Genomic DNA, 18,896 nt, shown 5'->3' on the forward strand with positions numbered 1-18,896 from the left:
CCTCATTAAGCTGAAAAATATTCTAATTAGCTTAATGAGGCTATTTTAATAAATAAAGTTGATTAATTATTTTCAGAATAGAATTTAAAAGCTTCTCCAACAAACTTTGACGTGCCAGCACCATATTTCTTTTCAAAAATTTCTACATATATAGGATTTGATGAATAAAGATCAGCCATCAACCCCCAGTAGCTCTCTCCCATATCCATATTTAAGAATTTATATTGCTCTATATTCATTTGATTTATTTCTTCTACAATTTGCTGAATTTCCATTGAGTTAGGATCTTTGTTTAAATCGGCAGTAAGTCTATTGAATAGATCTGTAGCTTGATCCTTATTTTCTTCTGAATAATCTTTTTTAAAAGTATCAATCTTCTCCATTATACTTGAAAAGTTATCAAGATTATTTTTCATAGCTTCTGTATATTTTTCTATACTTCCAAACTGTTTTATAGCCATCTTTGCAATGTTTTCTTCATTAGTTTTACATAGCTCTATAAATTTACTAAACTCTTCTTTACTGCCATTATATTTAACTATTTCATCTCCATGTTCATTTTTAAACTTTTCTAATACACTAAAATATTCACTCATATCAAATTCTTTAAAACTCATTGCTTTATCTCCTTTTATTCTCTTATTTATGAGCTCTATTAAATCATTTAATCTATCTCTTTTTAAAATAAGCAGCCTTTTCTGATTATTTAGAGCTTGTTTTTTATCAAAATTGGGGTTTGACATAATTGTTTTAATTTCTTTTAATGGAACGTCAAGTTCTTTGAAGAATAAGATTTGATGTAAGGTTTCAAGAGCTTCATCATCATAAAGTCTATAACCTGAATCTGTAACTTCACTAGGTTTTAATAATCCTATTTCATCATAATAGTGTAGTGCACGTACACTTACTCCTGTTAGGTTTGATACTTCCTTTACTGTTCGCATAAAATACCTCCAATTTTGATTTGAGAGTTAGTAATTATCTAACGCTTTGCCGGCAATGAGTTTTTGACAATTTATTCTAGCTCTAATATTATATTAATCTATAACGCAACGTTAGAGTCAATATTTTTTTAATAAAACATTGACTCTAACCTTAGGGTAAAATTTATAATTATCTAAAGGGGAGGGATAGTCTTGAAAATTAGTGAGTTCGCAAAAAGGACAGGAGTTACAGTTAAAACCTTATTACACTATGATAAAAAAGGACTACTTATGCCATCATCAAGAACAGAAGCTGGGTATAGGATTTATTCAGATAATGATTTTATAAAATTACAGCAAATTACTACACTTAAGTCTATAGGATTATCACTTGATGAAATAAAAAGTATAGTTGATAAAAATAATAAATCGCTGAAGAATGTAATAAATTCACAAATATATATACTCGAAGAAAAAAAGAAACATATAGATACTGTCATTTCTTCATTGATTAAGGCTCAAAGGCAAATACAAAATAATGCTTTTGAAGATATTGAAGAGCTTATTGATATAATCAAGATAACAAATATGGAAGTAACTGCAAGAGATAGATTTGATAATGCTAGTAAGGAATATAAGACAGATAGCTATTATTGGAGAGCAAAAACTCAAGAACTAATTAATAAGTTTCTTATACCAAATACTAAAGATGTAATTTTAGATTTAGGATGTGGTAATGGTAAACAGATTATTGAATTATCAAAAGATGTAAATTTAGCAATTGGTATAGATATTAGTGAGGGAATGATCAAAAAAGCAATTGAAAGAAAAACAATTGAAGAGGTAAATAATGTTGAGCTTTATATTGGAACTTTCGAAGAGCCAGAATTAAATATAAATTTAAAAGAAAAAACAATAACAAAGATAATATCAAACTATGCATTACATCATTTAACAACTAAGTTCAAAGAAAAAGCCATAGAGAAGATGATTTCCTTAGGAGGAGAAAGTTTAGAAAGTATAATTATTGGAGATCTAATGTTTTTTGAAGAGCCAAACATTTATGTAGAAGAGTTTTCAATGGTTGGGTATGGTCCAGAGGTAGATTCTCCATCCACTGTTGAAGAATTAAAGAATTGTTTTAAAAATTATGATTTTACAGTAGAATTGCATAAGCTGCATCCACTTGTAGGGGTATTAGTTGCAAAAAGAAAATAGACATAAAATTATTAGAGCTGAAAGGCTCTTTTATTTTATAATGATATAATATATTTAAATAGCAACTATTAGTTGTCATGAATGTTAATGTTAGGTGATAGGCATATATTTACGATCTTTGTATACTTATCTTGAGGTGATAAAATGAGTTTTGGAGCAAAGTTACAAGAACTTAGAAAAGAGAAAGGTTTTTCCCAAGAATTATTATCTGAATATATCGGTGTTTCTAGACAAGCAGTTGCAAAGTGGGAACTAGGACAATCATATCCTGATATTGAGAATTTAATTTCTATAAGTGATATATTTAAAGTAAGTATTGATAAACTAGTTAAAAGTAGTGAGGATACATGTAGTTTAAGTGAAGATGGCTCAAAAGAAATTAACAAAAATGAAGAAATTATAGAATTTCTATGTAGAGCAAAAAAGAAGACTTATGCAGGTGGAGGAGCAGAAGTAGAGCCTTCTAGACCAAACTCACATGACTTACGTTATATAGAAGGAAATTTAAAATATATTGATACTTATTTAGGAGGAAGAAGTTTTGCAGGTGAGGAAGCAGTATGGCAAAATGATACTCCAATATGGTCAATGAATTATATTGGTAGAGTTCTATCTGAAAAATTTTCAGGTTCGTTTCTAAAAGAAGTTTTGTCTTTGGTAGATAATAAATATCCTTATAGAGGTCCACTAGTATATGAAAATGGAGAATATAAGTATCATGCAATAATAAATGGAGAATTCAATTGGTTTCAAGGGTATGAAGAAATTTATTATAATGATAAAAAGGTATATGAATGTTTTTTGCATGGGGGAAATATTTTGTAATTTTGTCAGATAAATAAGATGTGTTAGGAGGTTTTTATTAATGGAGAGGTTAAAAAATCATATTTTAGAATTGGAAAAAGAATTACTTAAGCCTTATATAAGACAATCTCCTGAGAAAATTAGCATGTTATTATCAGAGGATTTTATTGAATTTTGTAGCTCTGGTTATATTTATAAATACAAGAAAGGGGAGGCAATAGGAGATAATACAAGTCCAAAAGAATTAAAGTGGGAAATTATAAATTTTGATATTTCTTTTCTTGGTGAGGATTGTGTATTAGCAACATATAAATTAATTAAGCATGATGAGACTGCTGAGAAGAAATACTCACTTAGAAGTTCTATTTGGAAAAGTATAAATGGTGAGTGGAAGATGATTTTTCATCAGGGAACTGTAATATCTAATATTTGATTTAAAAGGAAATATTTGAAAGAAAGAATCATTTCATATATAATAAAATAAACTTCTTATGAAGTTTATTTTATTATATAAAGGGTGTAAATTAATATGATGAAAAAAGTTATTATTGGTATTTTTTCGGTATTAACCTTGATAGGATTAATTTCAGCATATGTTATATATGACTATGTTAAAGAGCGAAATATATATTCAAATATAATTAAAGCAAATTGGAAAATAACTTTACCTAAAGAGTATGATGAAATTTATGAAAAAGATGAAGGTCCAAGCTTTCTTGGTGATGGAGATAGATATCATATATTTCAATATAATGATATTAAACAAATCGATTCATCTTTAGAGTGGAAAAGTGAAAAAAATGAATCAATTGAGGCAAGTTCAGAAGAAATACTTAAGAATTTAAAAGTTCCTAAAGAGTATTATCCAGATTTTAAAAATAGCTATAAATATTATTGGAAGATAAAAGATGATAACTCTAAGATATATTTTATATTCGATAGAGATAAGAAAGAAGTATTTGTTTTAGAACATTTTCAATAGAATTATATCAAGGAGGAAATAAAATGAAGACATTAGAGACAGAGAGACTTATATTAAGGGACTGGAAAGAAGAAGATTTTATAGATTTATACGAATACGCCTGTGATGACAGGGTAGGGCCTGTAGCAGGATGGCCTGTTCATAAAAATATAGAAGAAAGTAAGACAATAATTAAGAGATTTATTAATGATAATGAATCTTATGCAATAGAATTAAAAGCGGAGAATAAAGTAATTGGTGGCACAGGACTGCATAATAAAACCCCTGATAAAACACTTGAAGATTTAAAACAAAGGGAAATTGGATATGTGCTAAACCCTAAATATTGGGGACATGAATATGTTCCTGAAGCAGTAAAAGCACTCCTTAAATATGGATTTGAAGAATTAAATTTAGATTTAATATGGTGTGGACATTATGATTTTAATATGAAATCTAAACGAGTAATTGAAAAGTGCGGATTCAATTATAGATTTAATCGTGATGTTAAATTAGCTTTATTTGAAAATAGAGTAGAAAATGAATTGTTCTATAATATCTATAGAGATGAATATTTTAAATAAAAATAAATTGAAATCAGTTTGTCATAATAATGACATATTTATTATTTATAATAGATACATAATAAGTTTTCTTTTTTACGAATCTCCTTTGTAAAGGCACTCACAATTGTGGGTGCTTTTTTACTTTATAGAATTAACATGAAGATTTTTTATTTTGGAAAAATTATGCGTTTTAAGGTAAGATAGAAATATATTTAAAATAATATTGACTCTCCAGTGTGGAGGATAGTTTATACTTACATCAAGGTAGCCAACTTAAAGTAGCAGGCTACCTATTATAAGAGGTGAATAAATGTACAAAATAGGTGAATTTTCTAAGATTACAAGCCTTACTGTGAAAACACTAAGATATTATGATGAACAAAATATCTTAAAACCATCCTATAGGAATGAAGAAAATGATTATAGATTTTATAGTGAAGAGGATTTTAAGAAAGCAGAGTTAATTATGCTTCTTCGTAAATTTGAATTTTCCATTTCAGAAATAAAAGATTTACTAATAAATTACGAAAATATATCTGATCTTTCATATTTTCTAGAAGAGAAAAAGAAGATGATAGAGAAAAGAATAGAAGAAGAAAAAAACCTATTAAAAAAAATTGACCTCTATATTAAGCCTGAAAATAGGGAGGTATTTATGAACTATACTATAAAAACTAAAGATATTGAACCAATACTAGTCGCATCCATTAGATATAAGGGGAAGTATAAGGATGTAGGGAAATATATAGGAAAACTATATAAGATAGTTAAGGGTAATGTAAATGGTGCTCCATTTAATTGTTATTACGATAGCGAATACAAAGAAGAAGCTGATATTGAATTATGCCTTCCAACTTCTAAAGTAGTAAGTAATAATGATATAAATTCAAGACAATTACCTAAGGTAAAAGCTTTATGCACAACACATATTGGTGATTATGAAAACTTGAATATGGCTTATAAGGCTCTGCTTGATTATGCCAAAGAAAATAGATTAAAATGCTTAACACCATCAAGAGAAATATATGTAAAGGGACCAGGAATGATATTTAAAGGTAATCCTAATAAGTATATAACTGAAATAATCATTCCTATAGAAGAGGAGGAGTAATTAATGGCAGAGAATAAATTAGATTATAAAAAGGAATTCAAAGACTTGTATTCACCAAAGACTGTACCAGGTTTAATAGATGTTCCAGAGATGAAATTTATAATGGTTGACGGAAAAGGAAATCCTAATGATAAAGATGGAGAATATCAAAAAGCTGTAGAAATAATATATGCCATTTCTTATACAATTAAAATGAGCAAAATGGGCAGTTTTAAACCTGAAGGATATTTTGAGTATGTAGTTCCGCCGCTTGAAGGGTTATGGTGGAGAGAAGACTCAGAGATGGATTTTACTGAAAAAGATAAGTTTCATTGGACATCTATGATTAGACAACCTGAATTTGTAACAGAAGAAGTTTTTAATTGGGCTTGTAATGAAGTAAAGAGAAAGAAGCCCCACATTTTAGTTGAAAAAGCAAGATTTAGTTCTTTTAAAGAAGGTTTATGTGTGCAGATTATGCATATTGGATCTTTTGATAATGAGGGGGAATCTATTAAAAAATTTGATGAATTTATTTATAACAATTCACTCAAAAATGATTTTAGCTCAAATAGAAAACATCATGAAATATATATATCAAATTATCTTAAAACACCAGCTGAGAAATTGAAGACAGTTATTAGACATCCAGTGGCAAAAATTTAACTCATAAAAATACCTATGCTAAGAATAATTAGCATAGGTATTTTAGTTTGTAAAAAAGCTATAGTAAAAATAATTCTACACATACTACCTTTAGAAACTGTTATATCTAGGAGGAAAAAATGACTACAAAAAAGAAATATTTAAGTGAAATAAAAACAGGAAGTAACATGAAAATAGATCTTATGGTGAATAGAATTATTTCTAGGGAAGCATCAAGGGTTATATGTATTATGTCTGATAAAACAGGTGATATTAAGGCAACAATCCCAAATAGAAGAGATGATATTAAAGAAGGAAAGGTATTAGAGATTGAAGGAATTAAAGATGGAACCTTAGAAGTTAAGAAATATGAATTCATTTCAGAATTTGACTATTCAGATTTCCTACCAACTGTAAAAAGATCTATTGAGGAAATAATGGATGAGATTGAACTCTATACAGATGAATATATAATATCTCCTGAAGCTAAAGCCTTAAATGATTATTTCTTTAAGGATGAAGCATTTGTAGATAAGTTTAAAAGAGGAATAGGTGGAGTTTCAATGCACCATAACTATATAGGTGGGCTAGCTGAACATACCTTAGGTGTAATGCAATTAACTGCTATGCTATGTGAAAAATATGAATGTAGAAGAACTGAAACAGCAGTACTTGCAGCGAAACTTCATGATATTGGGAAAATATACGAATTATATTATGATGGGCCATTTAAATATACTTTAAGAGGGGAATTAGAAGGACATATTGTAATTGGAGTAGAATTAATAGATAAAGCTATTAGTGAAAATTCTTCAATATACACAGAAGACTTCGTAAATAGAATAAAAGGGTGTGTTGTACAACATCATGGAAAGTTAGAATTTGGCTCGCCGAGAGAAATGAAAATGGAAGAGTCGTATATACTTAATTTTGCAGATACGATAGACGCTACTATGAATAAAATATCACAATTAAAGGAGAAAACTGAGCCTGGTAATTGGTCAGAGTTTGATAGAAAAATATCAATGAAATTATATTTGTAATAAGGAAAGAGGGAGAGATTATGAGAGTATTATTACTTCGAGTTACCCTAAGAGCATCATGGGTACATTCCTTAAAGGAAAAAAGAATGATTGTAAAGAGTATAACTCAAAGACTTAAAAATAAGTTTAATATTTCAGTTGCAGAAATAGATGAACAGGATATACATCAAACTATAGTTATAGGAATTGCAGGGATATGTAGTAGTGCATCTCAAATGGATTCAACAATGGAAAATATTATAACCTTCATCGAAGAAAACACAGATGCTGAAATAATAAATATTGAGAGACAAGACTAAGTAATAGCCAGGATATATTCCGCAATCAGTAAAATTTAGTTTAGATATAGTAAAATCTATATGATTATTTGACAAACTCAATTATAATTAATTTATCAAATAATCATATAGACTATTTAATAATAGGAGAAAGATATTAATGAAAAAACCTATAGCTTATTTAATTATTATAGCGATGACATTAACTTTTTTAGGTTGTAGTAAGGCAAAGGAGGAGACTCCTAAAAAACAAGAAGATACAGTACAAGCTACTCAAAATAATACAACTGAAGAAAAGGTAGAAAATGCACCTAAAGTTGAAAGTAGTAAAGAGGGTAGTGAGAAAAAAGACACTGAAGAAATTAAAAATAATAATGCTGAAATAGCAAGTAATAAAAATTTAACTAATAAGAAGAAAGTAGTTATCGATCCTGGTCATGGTGTTGGGGGAAATAAGGGAACGGAGAAAATATCTCCTGATTCAAATGTTATGAAAATAAAAGATCCAGGAGGAGCTCAAGGTATAAATACTAAAACACCAGAATATGTAGTTGCGATGCAGATCGCATCAAAGCTAAAGACGAAACTAGAGAATAATGGAATAGAAGTTATTATGACTAAAACTGACAATAACCAAGATCCAGGAAATATAGATAGAGCAGAAGTTGGGAATAATAATAATGCAGATTTAGTAATAAGAATACATTGCGATTCAGCAGAAGATTCTAGTGCAAGTGGAGCTACTATGCTTGTACCTGCGGCAGTGGGATATGCAAAAAACATTAAAGATGTGAGTAAAAAAGATGGCGGGATAATACTAAGTGAACTAATAAAATCTGCAGGAATGAAAAATAGAGGTATATCAGAAAGAAGTGACCTTACAGGATTTAATTGGTCAAAGGTACCAGTTATTTTAGTTGAAACTGGATTTATGTCAAATCCCAATGAAGATAGATTGCTTTGTAGTAATGAATATCAGGACAAAATAGCATCAGGATTATCTAGTGGTATTATTAAAGCTTTAAATTAAAAAAAGTTGTACAAGCGATTATGTAAAATAAAAATTCTTTAAGTTAGAATCTCATTTTAATTTGAGATTCTATTTTTTTGGGATACTACTTGACAATGCTTAGTAGAATGGTAAAATATAGTTACTACTATTGTTTGCATAGTAGGGAGGGATAAGAAATGGATGAATCACAATTACTAAAAGGAATATTAGAAGGTAATGTTCTTAGTATTATATCTAGAGGAGAAACCTATGGATATGAGATATTACTAATTCTAAATAAATATGGATTTAAGGATATATATGAAGGTACATTATATCCTATATTAACAAGGATGGAGAAAAAAGGCATCATTAGCTGTAGTATTCGTAAATCACCTTTAGGGCCAAAGAGAAAGTATTATACAATTACTACCTTAGGAGAAAAGTATTATGAAGATTTTAAAAAGGTATTCAATGATATAACATCAAAAACAAATGAAATTATTAATGCAGAGAGTTTATAAGGGGAAGATATTGTGAAAAGTGATAAAAATAGCATTATTGATAATTATAAAGACTATATAAATCAATTAGAAATGGAGTATAAAACTCAATTCTTTAAAGTTGAGTCATATATAAATATATCTTCAAAATTAAATTATCAAGAGAAGAATAGTTGTTTACTACAAGTATTGGATAGTTTCTTATCAGCACAAGAAGAAGGAAAGAATGTATTTGAAATAACAGGCAATAACTTAAAAAGTTATTGTGACAATATGATTTATGGAGAATCCATATATGTTTATAAGATGTCAAGAATATGTTCAACATTTCTTAGTTCAGTTTACTTTGTTGCTTTTGTTCATTTATTTATAAGCTTTTGCAATAGAATATTCAATGGTGAAAATACAAATGTCTTTTCTGAAATGCATTTTGGAATAGGTGAAATAATATTAATGCTAGGAATAATAAGTTCACCAATAATTACTGATTTAATAACAAAAAAGTATTTTGAAAATCCTAAACTTTGTAAAAGAATTGGTAATTGTGTGTCATTTTTTATGATACTTATACCTATTACTATATATACATTTACTAATGAAACTTTTGATGTCTATGGAGTAACAATAACTTTTAATAATTCAGTATTGATACTCATATACTTAACACTATTAAATTTTGTTGTATGGTCAATTACAAGAATGATTAATAATAAAAATTTAGATAGTAAAAAAGAGCAATTTATAGAATTCTTAAGTAAAGATTATAAGAAATATATAAGTAAATGTAATAGCAAAAACAAAAACCCATTAGATTGGAATATCTATCTAATAAAAAAGAAAAAGCAAAATTCAATTTACACTAAGCTCTATTTTGCATATGGTATTATATTTTTGTTTTTTTCTCTTTTGATAGGGAAAGTAATGCTTGAAGAAGGAAAGTTGCATCTTTTAGGAGTAATTTTTATAGTGTTTATTACGTTATTATTTGTTATTATGTTTGGAGTAGTATTGGAAGGTATAAATAGAAATAAAATGTTTTCTGAATTTGAATAGAATTTATGGAGAAATTCTATATAGGAGATTCTTTAAAAGAATAATAATTTAAAAGGATAAATAAAAAAAGGCTTATAAAAGCCTTTTTTATTTATCCTACTGCATTTGCATCATACTTATATTCAGGTAGCTGATTTAGTTTTACTCCTGAAGTGTCAAATAGATTTCCTGCAGATTCAATATATTTAAATTCATATAGGGTAGTATCTTGAAGCTCAAATTTATCATTTTTTAATATATATGTTTCGATTTTTGTAGGAAGACCAGTATTTTCATCTAGGTATGCCACTTGTTTCATTTGAACTTTAGAATAAGCTTGTGATTTATCTAAAGCTGGTTTTTTCTCTAACCCCATATAAGATTTAGATACCTTTTTTAAGGTTATTCCATCTTGAGTTAAGTTTCCTTCAGAAGTCCATTCAGATGACTCATATTGAGCTCTAATTGCTGTAAAAGTATTGTTTTTTAAATATAAGGAATTATTATATTCTGCACCTTTCTCATCCACTGGTATATAATCTCCACTTGTAGCATTTCCATTAGAATCTCTTTGAAGGGTAATTATACTTCTTCCTTTATCCTTAGTATAAGAACTTGTGTAAAAATTAACATTCCCGTCATTTCTAGATATATTATCCATTCTTGAGTCTAAGGTCTTTGGATCATTCCATGACTCGAAAATTAAACCTTCTGAACCATCCTCTCTTAAGGAAGCAGTTTTAGTATATTCTATTTTGCCAGCTTTATTATCTGGATCCTTTGTGATATCAGAATATGCAGAAACTTTAGTTTCTATTGAAGGCTTAACTTGAGGATTAACATTTTTGTTTGAAAATGCATATGCACTTACAGAAGTTCCTAAAAGTGTTGCGGCTAATGTAGCTGTAATTATAACTTTTTTCATAATACTTTCTCTCCTTTTTTAATATGTAAGATTAGCTAGTATTTCTAATCCCAGTTACTTATTATAAAGATTAAATGTTTCATACTTTATGTCATTTGTATCTATCTTGTAAATTATCATAATTAATATCTTAAAAATGTCATTTAACAACATTGATACAATCTCGAAACAATCAAAAGAAGATTAGAAACATGCAGCAAATATAATTACTCCTATAGAAAAGATATTTTTCATTAGGAGGTTTATATTTATGAAAAAGAAAGTCGTTATGTTTCTTATAGTTGCATGTGCATTTAGATTAGGGTATATAGGTATCAACAAGGATGAAATAAATAGTAAAAAAAGTAAGGATACTGTAGAATATTTAAAAGAATTAACAGAGAATGGTAATATAAATACTAATAAGGACGTTAATGAAGCATTTAGCTCATCAAAAGAAGAAAATACAAAAGAAACAGCTCAGGTCAATAAAGAAATTAAAAATGAATCGCTTAATAATCAATCCACAAATAAAAGCAACATATTAGGAGCAAGTCAAAAAGATATATCAAATATAAGTTCTCAAGGGGAAAAAAATAATTTTCCAACTGATGACCCAATAAGAGCAACTCCAAATAATGTGCATTATACTGTAAAAGTAAAAATAAATGAACAAAAAATATATGTGTATAATGGAACGACTCTTATACGAGCAATGTCATGTTCTACAGGGCTAGAGGAAGGAGATTACGATACACCTTTAGGTCACTATAAAATAAATAGTTATTTTGGTCAAACATTCTTTAGCAATAAATTTAATGAAGGGGCAAGGTATTGGGTAGGCTTTATTGGTTCACAATATTTATTTCATTCTGTTCCAACAGGAGCAAATGGTCAGATTATTACTTCGGAAGCGGAGAAAATTGGGGAAAAAGCTTCTCATGGTTGTATAAGAATGTCTGTTAATGATGCTTACTGGTTTTATGAGACTATTCCACAAGGTTCTGATGTAGTTATAGAAAATTAAATATGAGCCCTTCAGTTCACCTTTTTTTGGCAGTTGTATCAAGGATGTAAAATTTAATAATCTTATTATTAAATCATATAAAATAAGTTATTATAAAAGAAGGAGGGTGAATTATGGTACAGAAAAAAATACTAATTATAGAAGATGAAGACTACATATCAGATTTATTGTCATACTCCTTGAAAAAAGAAGGATTTATAACAGAGATAGCTGAAAATGGAGAAAAAGGCATGAAATTAATAGTTGAATATAAACCGGACCTATTAATTTTAGATTTAATGCTTCCAGACATAAGCGGATTTGAAATATGTAAGAGGGTATCAAAGGAATATACAATACCTGTAGTAATGCTAACTGCAAAATCAGATACTATTGATAAAATATTAGGAATTGAGCTAGGTGCTGATGACTATATTACAAAACCCTTTGATATTAGAGAAGTTGTTGTTAGAATAAAGGCCATTTTTAGAAGAATAGGACAAATTTCAGAATCAACAACTACAAATAAATTTGAAGTGATTAAGTTATCATCTGATACTGAAATATACAAAGATAAAAGAGAAGTTATAAAAGATAATTATAGAGTTGAACTTACTAATAAAGAGTTTGATTTATTATTGTTTTTAGCCGAGAACAGAGGTAGGGTTTTTTCGAGAGCAGACTTACTAGATAGAGTATGGGGGTTTGAATTTGTAGGGGATACAAGAACAGTGGATATTCATGTTCAAAGATTAAGAAAGAAACTTGATAAAAATAAAGGTATATCAATAATAGAAACAGTTTTTGGTGTAGGCTATAAGCTGGTTTAACTAAGGTGATAATATGAAATATTCAATTCAAAACAAAATACTGTTGTGGTTCTCTATTATAATTTTTATAGGTCTATCTTCTATTATCTTTGCTTCTTATAAAATTACTGAGCAAAATACTGAGCGTATAATACAAAATGATATGATTACAGTTAAGAAAAATTTAGATCTATATTTGAAACAATATTCTTTAATCAGAAATATTGAATATAATGAGACCAAATTTTTAGATATTGCAGATGACGTTTCAAAAGAACTGAGTTCGGAAGTAGGAAGCAACGTGGACATTTATAATACTTCAGGAGAGAAAATATCAAATTTTTTAACCCAAGATAAGTTAAAAAGTGATGATGTTTCAAAAGCAACTAAGGGTGAAATAGCATATTCAATTAACTATAGTGGAGGTAAAGTCATAGTTAGTTTATCCTATCCAATTGAAAAAGATAATAAGGCGATTGGAATTATAAGATACACTAAAGATTATTCTGAACTTTATGCATATAATAGCAGGTTTAAGAATATAATTAATATTTTTGCAGGTATTATATTCATTATAGTATTTATAGCTTCAATTATAATATCAAAGCAAATTGCAAAGCCTATAATTGAATTAACTAAAAGCTCAGAAGAGGTGTCTAAAGGAAACTTTGATATAAATATAAATACAAATTCAAGAGATGAAATAGGTGAGTTATCTGAAAGATTTAAAATAATGATAGATAGGATTAAAGAACAAATTAACATTATAAAGAAGGAAAGGGATAATTTAAAAGAAGCTCAAAGACAAAACAAAACCTTTTTTGATAATGTTACGCATGAGTTAAAAACACCTTTAACAACTATATTAGGATATGCTCAGATTATTAAAGAAAATGAATTTACTGATAAGGAATTTTTTGATAAGGGAACATCCTATATAATAAATGAAAGTAAAAGGCTAAATGATATGGTAGTAGAAATACTAGAACTTTCAACTGCAACTTCAAAGGAATTGAGTTATGATTTTGAAAGAGTAGACTTATCAAAAATTATTAAAAATACCTGCGAAGAAATGAACATTAAAGCAAGAAAATACAATATTAATGTTGTTGCATATGTTGAAGAGAATTTAATCCTAAATGGGGACGGTTCTAAACTTAAAGAAATTTTTGTAAATTTAATCGATAATTCTATAAAATATGGTAATGTAAATTCAATAATTGTAGTTGAAGCTAAACAAAAAGAAAATGATATTTACATAAGCCTAAGGGATAGGGGAGAAGGAATATCAGAAGAACATATTAATAATTTATTTGAACCTTTTTATAGAATTTCCAAGAAAAAATCAAGAGAAAAAGGTAGTGCAGGTTTAGGACTATCTATTGTGAAAAATATAGTTGAAAATCATGGAGGAAGTATAAAGATTAATAGTGAGGTAGGAATAGGTACTGAAGTTATAATTATATTAAAGGGTGAAATAAATGAATGAGATAAGAACTGAAAGAAAGCTCAAAAAATATATTATAAGAATATTTATATTGTTGATATTTACTTCATCCTTCTATTTTTTAAACTATATATATACATTAGGAAGTAGAAATTCAAGAACAATAGTATTAGATAAGAAATCATTTGTAGGAACAGATGGTGATGAAATAAATAAAAAATTACAAGTGGGAAATGTATCTTCATATGATGCAGATTATATAATTATGGAACCTAAAATAGCTGAAAATAATAAAATTGTTTTTAAAACCTTAAGCGGAAATAGTTATATGGGAATTAGTATATTTGATATGGAAAGTAAAAAAAATAATACAATACTAGCAAAGTATGAAAGCAATATAAATAATTTATATGAAACAAATGATACAAATAAAGTGGTATATATTGAAAAGAGCGAGAGCAATGGAGAAACTAGAACTTATCTACAGGATATTTATACAAATAGAATAGATGAAATTTATGAAGGTGCATTAACTTCAGTTTTGTTCATAGATGATAATAGAATAGTTGGAATTGCAGATAATTCTATTATAATTATTAAGGAATTAAATACAGGTAAAGTAGAGAAACTAATGAATTTTGATGATAGTACAACTAATATGCTATATAAGAATTATAAAAACACTTACAACTTATTTATGTCTAAGGATAGAAAAATTTTATATGCTATAGAACAAGGATTACGAAAAGAGAATGAAACTTATTTAAGCATAAAGGCAATAAATATCGATAATAAAAAGATAACAGATTTAAAAATAAAAGGTTCTGTTTATAATGTTATTCCATTAAATGATGGAAACTTTATTTTTAGTGGAAGTGTTGAAGGTAATAGCGGAATTTTTATTTATAATATGTCAAATAGCACATACAAGATTTTAAAGTCTGGAAATATTTACGAAGTAAAACTAACAAAAGATGAGGATAAAATTTCATATATTTCTAGCGATATTTCATCTAATAACAATGAGGTGCATGTAGCATTATTTGATAAAGATAAAATAGAATTAGATACTATGATTTATAGGAATGCGCAATATGGAAATGAAATTCTATGGACCAATGAAGGAAATAATTTATTTTATATCAATTCAAATAATGGAAAATCAAGAATATATAGATTTTCAATAAATAAATAGGTACTATTTTAGTGCCTATTTATTATATTTTCTAGAAAAACCAGAATATAATAATATGCGTAGTAATTGGACAAGGAATTAAATGATAACTATAATTATAATATATAAAGTGTAGTATATTAATTTATAAAAAGGTGATGATTTCAGTGGTTAAATTTATTGTGGACAGCACCTGTGACTTACCAGAAGATTTGATTATAAAAAGCAATATTAGCTTGATACCCTTAAAAGTACTTATTGACGATAAAGACTATTTAGATAAAAAGACAATAAATGTCGATGAGGTGTATTCCGCTATGAGAAGAGGAATTTTACCTAAAACATCTCAACCTAATCCAAAAGACATGTATGATATTTTTGAGGAATGCTGCCGCAAAGGAGAGGATTTTATATTTTTGTCATTTTCCTCAGCACTTTCTGGAACATATAGATTAGCTAAAACTATAGTTCTAGAATTAAAGGAGAGATACCCCGAAATAAACATGGAAGTTATTGATTCTAAAAGTGGTTCTACAGCAACTGGATTAATCGTTCTTGAAGCAATAAAATTTAATCAAGAAAGTGGACATGGTTTTTATGAAATAGTTGGGAAAATAAGGAATCTAGTTACTCATATAGAACATGTTTTTACAATTGCAGATCTAAATTGGCTAATTAAAGGCGGTCGTATTGGTAAAACTCAAGGGGTTATAGGTAATATTTTAGATATAAAACCTATTTTGGACGTAAGTAATGGAGAAATGGAGATAATCCAAAAAGTTAGAGGTAAAAAGAAATCATTACATAGAATGGTGGATATTTTGGAGGAACGAGCAGGTAACTATAAAGAACAAATTATAGGCGTGAGTCATGCAGATGATATAGAAACAGCAGAAGAACTTGTAAATATGATAAAAATAAGATTAGGATATAAACAATTTATAATTAATAAAATAGGTAGTGTATTAGGAAGCCATCTTGGTATAGGTGGTGTAGGAATATTTTTCTTTAATGATGAATTAGATAAAAGAAGTAATTAATAACAAAAGCAGAAGTCTAGATAGGGTATAATCAAGATTTCTGCTTTGAATTTTATCTATTATTAGAAATATCTATACCTCTATGTTCAACAGGTGTAGAGAAAACAATTTGTGTTTCTGTATTTCCATACTTTTGTAGTTCACCTATAAAAGAATCTAACTCTAAGGTTGTATGGTAAGCTACCTTAATAAGCATAGAATACTTCCCTGTTACGCAATTGCATTCAAGTACATTAGGACACGAAGCAATAAATGGGTAGAATTCAGGTTTTTGTTTTGGAGACATTTCTAGATTAATAAAGGCTTTAATATTATATCCTAACTTTAATGGATCTAGTTGAGCAGAGTAACCAGTTATTATTCCTGCCTCCTCTAATTTTAAAATACGTGCTGATACTGCTGGCGTAGATAAAAACACTTCTTTTGCTAAATGTTTAAGTGAATATCGTGCATTTTCTTGTAAAAGTTCAATTAGTTTTAAATCTATATCATCCATAAACATTACTTAAGAGAGTTGAATTTTAAATTCAAGTCAACTTAAATTAATCCCCTTTCTAAAAATAAACTAACTTACATCTATATATTATACTTAATATAATTAAGTTTTGCATTAGTTAGCAAACAATTATTACTTACCTTTGGTTTAGAATATTAAGCTTAATACACTAAAATGATAAAAAATCTTCTTAATAAAATTAACTAATACTATATAAAAATTAATTTTAATTAAGTAAAGCATGTCTTTTTTTATCTTTTCTTAGCAAATTCATCATATGGATTTACATTGATAAAAAAGAGTGTTAATCTCCAATTGGTAGGAATAATAAGAGATTAGAGGAGTTTTTTATATGAAGACAAGAATAGAATATGATTCCATAGGAAATATGAAAGTACCAGTTGATGCTTATTATGGAATCCAGACACTTAGAGCAAATAATAATTTTAAAATTACAAATAAAACAATTCATCCGTTATTTATAGTTAGTTTAGCCCAAATTAAAAAAGCAGCTGCTATTACTAATAGAGATTCATATACCTTAGAGGAAAATATAGCAAACGCTATTATATATGCATGCGATGAAATTATCGCGGGAAAATTTCATAATCAATTTATTGTAGATCCTATACAAGGAGGGGCAGGAACTTCTGCAAATATGAATGCAAATGAAGTTATTGCAAATAGAGCTATTGAGATACTTGGTGGAGTTAAAGGAAATTATAGCATTGTGCATCCAAATGATCATGTTAATATGGCTCAGTCTACTAATGATGTATTTCCATCTGCAGGAAAGCTTACAGTATTGAAGATGTTGCCTAAGGCTATATTAGAGCTTCAACGTTTGTATCAAGCTACTAAATTAAAAGCTATAGAATTTGATAGTGTAATAAAGATGGGTAGAACTCAGCTTCAAGATGCCGTGCCAATAAGATTAGGACAATGCTTTAATGCTTATGCATCAATGATTAAACGAGATATTGATAGGTTAAATAAAGTAAAAGATGAAATGTTAACATTAAATATGGGAGCCACAGCAATTGGAACTTCAGTTAATGCAAGCTCTGAATACCTAAATAATATATTTAAGAATCTACAGAAAGTTACAGGAGTAAATGTAGTTCAATCTGAGGATTTAATTGATGCAACACAGAATTTAGATGGATTTGTAACTATATCTGGAACATTAAAAAGTTGTGCGGTTAATTTATCTAAGATGGCTAATGACCTAAGGCTACTTTCAAGTGGTCCCAAAACTGGCTTAGGTGAAATTAATTTGCCAGCTAAACAAAATGGTTCATCAATAATGCCAGGTAAGATAAATCCAGTAATTCCAGAAGTGGTTTCACAGGTAGCTTATAATATAATAGGAAATGATTTTACTATTACAATGGCAGCAGAGGCAGGCCAACTAGAATTAAATGCATTTGAACCTGTGCTATTTTACAACCTATTTGAATCTATTGAAACTTTGCAAAATGCAACAATGACTTTTATAGACAACTGTATTAGCGGAATTACTGCAAATAAAGAAAGATGCGAAGAATTGGTTAATAATAGTATAGGATTAGTAACTGCACTATGCCCACATATTGGATATAAAAAAGCATCCGAACTTGCAAAGGAAGCCTTAAGTACAGGAATGCCTATTAAAGAAATAATAACATCTAAAAGGATTTTGACACCTGAACAGCTAAAAGAAGTATTAAATCCATTTACTATGACAGAAGTAGATAGAACATCTGATGTAAAAATTAATAAGCACGCAATATAAGTTATTTTAGTAGTTTCCTAAAAAAGTTGGAAACTACTATTTTTTCTTTAATTACTTCCTTACTTATTAAGTTTATATGCTTGATACTTTGCTTAAAAACAAATTAGTTATATATTTAGTATAATTAATTTACAGACATTGGCATATTTGAGATATAATTATAAGATAAAGTTTTATAGCGACTCTGCCTAA

General features: G+C 27.9%; 21 protein-coding genes. 18 read left to right on the top strand and 3 right to left on the bottom strand.

Annotated elements, in window-relative coordinates; genetic code table 11:
* Nucleotides 1-62: 62 nt before the first annotated feature.
* Nucleotides 63-944 (bottom strand): MerR family transcriptional regulator, encoded by an 882-nt coding sequence (locus L1S47_RS02405; protein ID WP_238881885.1) that lies wholly within the window; start codon nucleotides 942-944, stop codon nucleotides 63-65.
* A 192-nt stretch (nucleotides 945-1,136) separates the two neighbouring features.
* Between L1S47_RS02405 and L1S47_RS02410 the strand changes: the two genes are divergently transcribed.
* From L1S47_RS02410 to L1S47_RS02465, 12 genes are all read left to right on the top strand, one after another.
* Nucleotides 1,137-2,141, top strand: coding sequence for a MerR family transcriptional regulator (locus L1S47_RS02410; protein ID WP_238881886.1), 1,005 nt, complete (start codon nucleotides 1,137-1,139; stop codon nucleotides 2,139-2,141).
* Between the two features lie 144 nt (nucleotides 2,142-2,285).
* Entirely contained in the window at nucleotides 2,286-2,966 is a 681-nt protein-coding gene (locus tag L1S47_RS02415; protein WP_238881887.1) for a DUF5680 domain-containing protein, read from the top strand.
* A gap of 40 nt (nucleotides 2,967-3,006) precedes the next feature.
* Nucleotides 3,007-3,378, top strand: coding sequence for a DUF4440 domain-containing protein (locus L1S47_RS02420; RefSeq protein WP_238881888.1), 372 nt, complete (start codon nucleotides 3,007-3,009; stop codon nucleotides 3,376-3,378).
* Between the two features lie 96 nt (nucleotides 3,379-3,474).
* The gene (locus tag L1S47_RS02425; protein WP_238881889.1) at nucleotides 3,475-3,927 is read left to right on the top strand and encodes a hypothetical protein; all 453 of its coding nucleotides are present in this window, start codon (nucleotides 3,475-3,477) and stop codon (nucleotides 3,925-3,927) included.
* Between the two features lie 23 nt (nucleotides 3,928-3,950).
* Nucleotides 3,951-4,490, top strand: a complete 540-nt coding sequence (locus L1S47_RS02430) for a GNAT family N-acetyltransferase (RefSeq protein ID WP_238881890.1) — start codon at nucleotides 3,951-3,953, stop codon at nucleotides 4,488-4,490.
* A 292-nt stretch (nucleotides 4,491-4,782) separates the two neighbouring features.
* The gene (locus L1S47_RS02435; RefSeq protein ID WP_238881891.1) at nucleotides 4,783-5,583 is read left to right on the top strand and encodes a MerR family transcriptional regulator; all 801 of its coding nucleotides are present in this window, start codon (nucleotides 4,783-4,785) and stop codon (nucleotides 5,581-5,583) included.
* 3 nt (nucleotides 5,584-5,586) lie between these two features.
* Nucleotides 5,587-6,228, top strand: a complete 642-nt coding sequence (locus L1S47_RS02440) for a GyrI-like domain-containing protein (RefSeq protein WP_238881892.1) — start codon at nucleotides 5,587-5,589, stop codon at nucleotides 6,226-6,228.
* Between the two features lie 119 nt (nucleotides 6,229-6,347).
* Entirely contained in the window at nucleotides 6,348-7,250 is a 903-nt protein-coding gene (locus tag L1S47_RS02445) for a 3'-5' exoribonuclease YhaM family protein (protein WP_238881893.1), read from the top strand.
* Nucleotides 7,251-7,270: 20 nt separating this feature from the next.
* On the top strand, nucleotides 7,271-7,549 hold the full coding sequence (locus tag L1S47_RS02450) for a DUF503 domain-containing protein (protein ID WP_238881894.1): 279 nt from the start codon (nucleotides 7,271-7,273) through the stop codon (nucleotides 7,547-7,549).
* A gap of 139 nt (nucleotides 7,550-7,688) precedes the next feature.
* Nucleotides 7,689-8,558, top strand: a complete 870-nt coding sequence (locus L1S47_RS02455; RefSeq protein WP_238881895.1) for an N-acetylmuramoyl-L-alanine amidase — start codon at nucleotides 7,689-7,691, stop codon at nucleotides 8,556-8,558.
* Between the two features lie 158 nt (nucleotides 8,559-8,716).
* Nucleotides 8,717-9,043 (top strand): PadR family transcriptional regulator, encoded by a 327-nt coding sequence (locus L1S47_RS02460; RefSeq protein ID WP_238881896.1) that lies wholly within the window; start codon nucleotides 8,717-8,719, stop codon nucleotides 9,041-9,043.
* Nucleotides 9,044-9,055: 12 nt separating this feature from the next.
* Nucleotides 9,056-10,075: a DUF1048 domain-containing protein gene (locus L1S47_RS02465; RefSeq protein ID WP_238881897.1), complete on the top strand. Its 1,020-nt coding sequence runs from the start codon at nucleotides 9,056-9,058 to the stop codon at nucleotides 10,073-10,075.
* A gap of 91 nt (nucleotides 10,076-10,166) precedes the next feature.
* On the opposite strand, the gene L1S47_RS02470 is transcribed toward L1S47_RS02465, so the two are convergent.
* Entirely contained in the window at nucleotides 10,167-10,979 is an 813-nt protein-coding gene (locus tag L1S47_RS02470; RefSeq protein ID WP_238881898.1) for a hypothetical protein, read from the bottom strand.
* A gap of 250 nt (nucleotides 10,980-11,229) precedes the next feature.
* On the opposite strand from L1S47_RS02470, the gene L1S47_RS02475 reads away from it, so the two are divergent.
* From L1S47_RS02475 to L1S47_RS02495, 5 genes are all read left to right on the top strand, one after another.
* A complete protein-coding gene (locus tag L1S47_RS02475; protein WP_238881899.1) occupies nucleotides 11,230-11,985 on the top strand; it encodes a L,D-transpeptidase in 756 nt (251 codons plus the stop codon).
* A gap of 113 nt (nucleotides 11,986-12,098) precedes the next feature.
* Entirely contained in the window at nucleotides 12,099-12,794 is a 696-nt protein-coding gene (locus tag L1S47_RS02480; RefSeq protein ID WP_238881900.1) for a response regulator transcription factor, read from the top strand.
* A gap of 13 nt (nucleotides 12,795-12,807) precedes the next feature.
* A complete protein-coding gene (locus tag L1S47_RS02485; protein ID WP_238881901.1) occupies nucleotides 12,808-14,262 on the top strand; it encodes a HAMP domain-containing sensor histidine kinase in 1,455 nt (484 codons plus the stop codon).
* Nucleotides 14,255-15,415, top strand: coding sequence for a hypothetical protein (locus L1S47_RS02490; protein ID WP_238881902.1), 1,161 nt, complete (start codon nucleotides 14,255-14,257; stop codon nucleotides 15,413-15,415). Before L1S47_RS02485 ends, L1S47_RS02490 begins: the two co-directional genes overlap by 8 nt.
* Nucleotides 15,416-15,561: 146 nt before the next feature.
* The gene (locus L1S47_RS02495) at nucleotides 15,562-16,434 is read left to right on the top strand and encodes a DegV family protein (protein ID WP_238881903.1); all 873 of its coding nucleotides are present in this window, start codon (nucleotides 15,562-15,564) and stop codon (nucleotides 16,432-16,434) included.
* A gap of 52 nt (nucleotides 16,435-16,486) precedes the next feature.
* Here the strand turns inward: L1S47_RS02495 and L1S47_RS02500 are convergent, their stop codons facing one another.
* Nucleotides 16,487-16,930: an Lrp/AsnC family transcriptional regulator gene (locus L1S47_RS02500; protein WP_202767068.1), complete on the bottom strand. Its 444-nt coding sequence runs from the start codon at nucleotides 16,928-16,930 to the stop codon at nucleotides 16,487-16,489.
* Between the two features lie 352 nt (nucleotides 16,931-17,282).
* On the opposite strand from L1S47_RS02500, the gene L1S47_RS02505 reads away from it, so the two are divergent.
* A complete protein-coding gene (locus L1S47_RS02505) occupies nucleotides 17,283-18,704 on the top strand; it encodes an aspartate ammonia-lyase (RefSeq protein WP_238881904.1) in 1,422 nt (473 codons plus the stop codon).
* Nucleotides 18,705-18,896: the final 192 nt, after the last annotated feature.

Source organism: Clostridium sp. YIM B02551 (assembly GCF_022324735.1).
GTDB lineage: Bacteria > Bacillota > Clostridia > Clostridiales > Clostridiaceae > Clostridium_T > Clostridium_T paridis.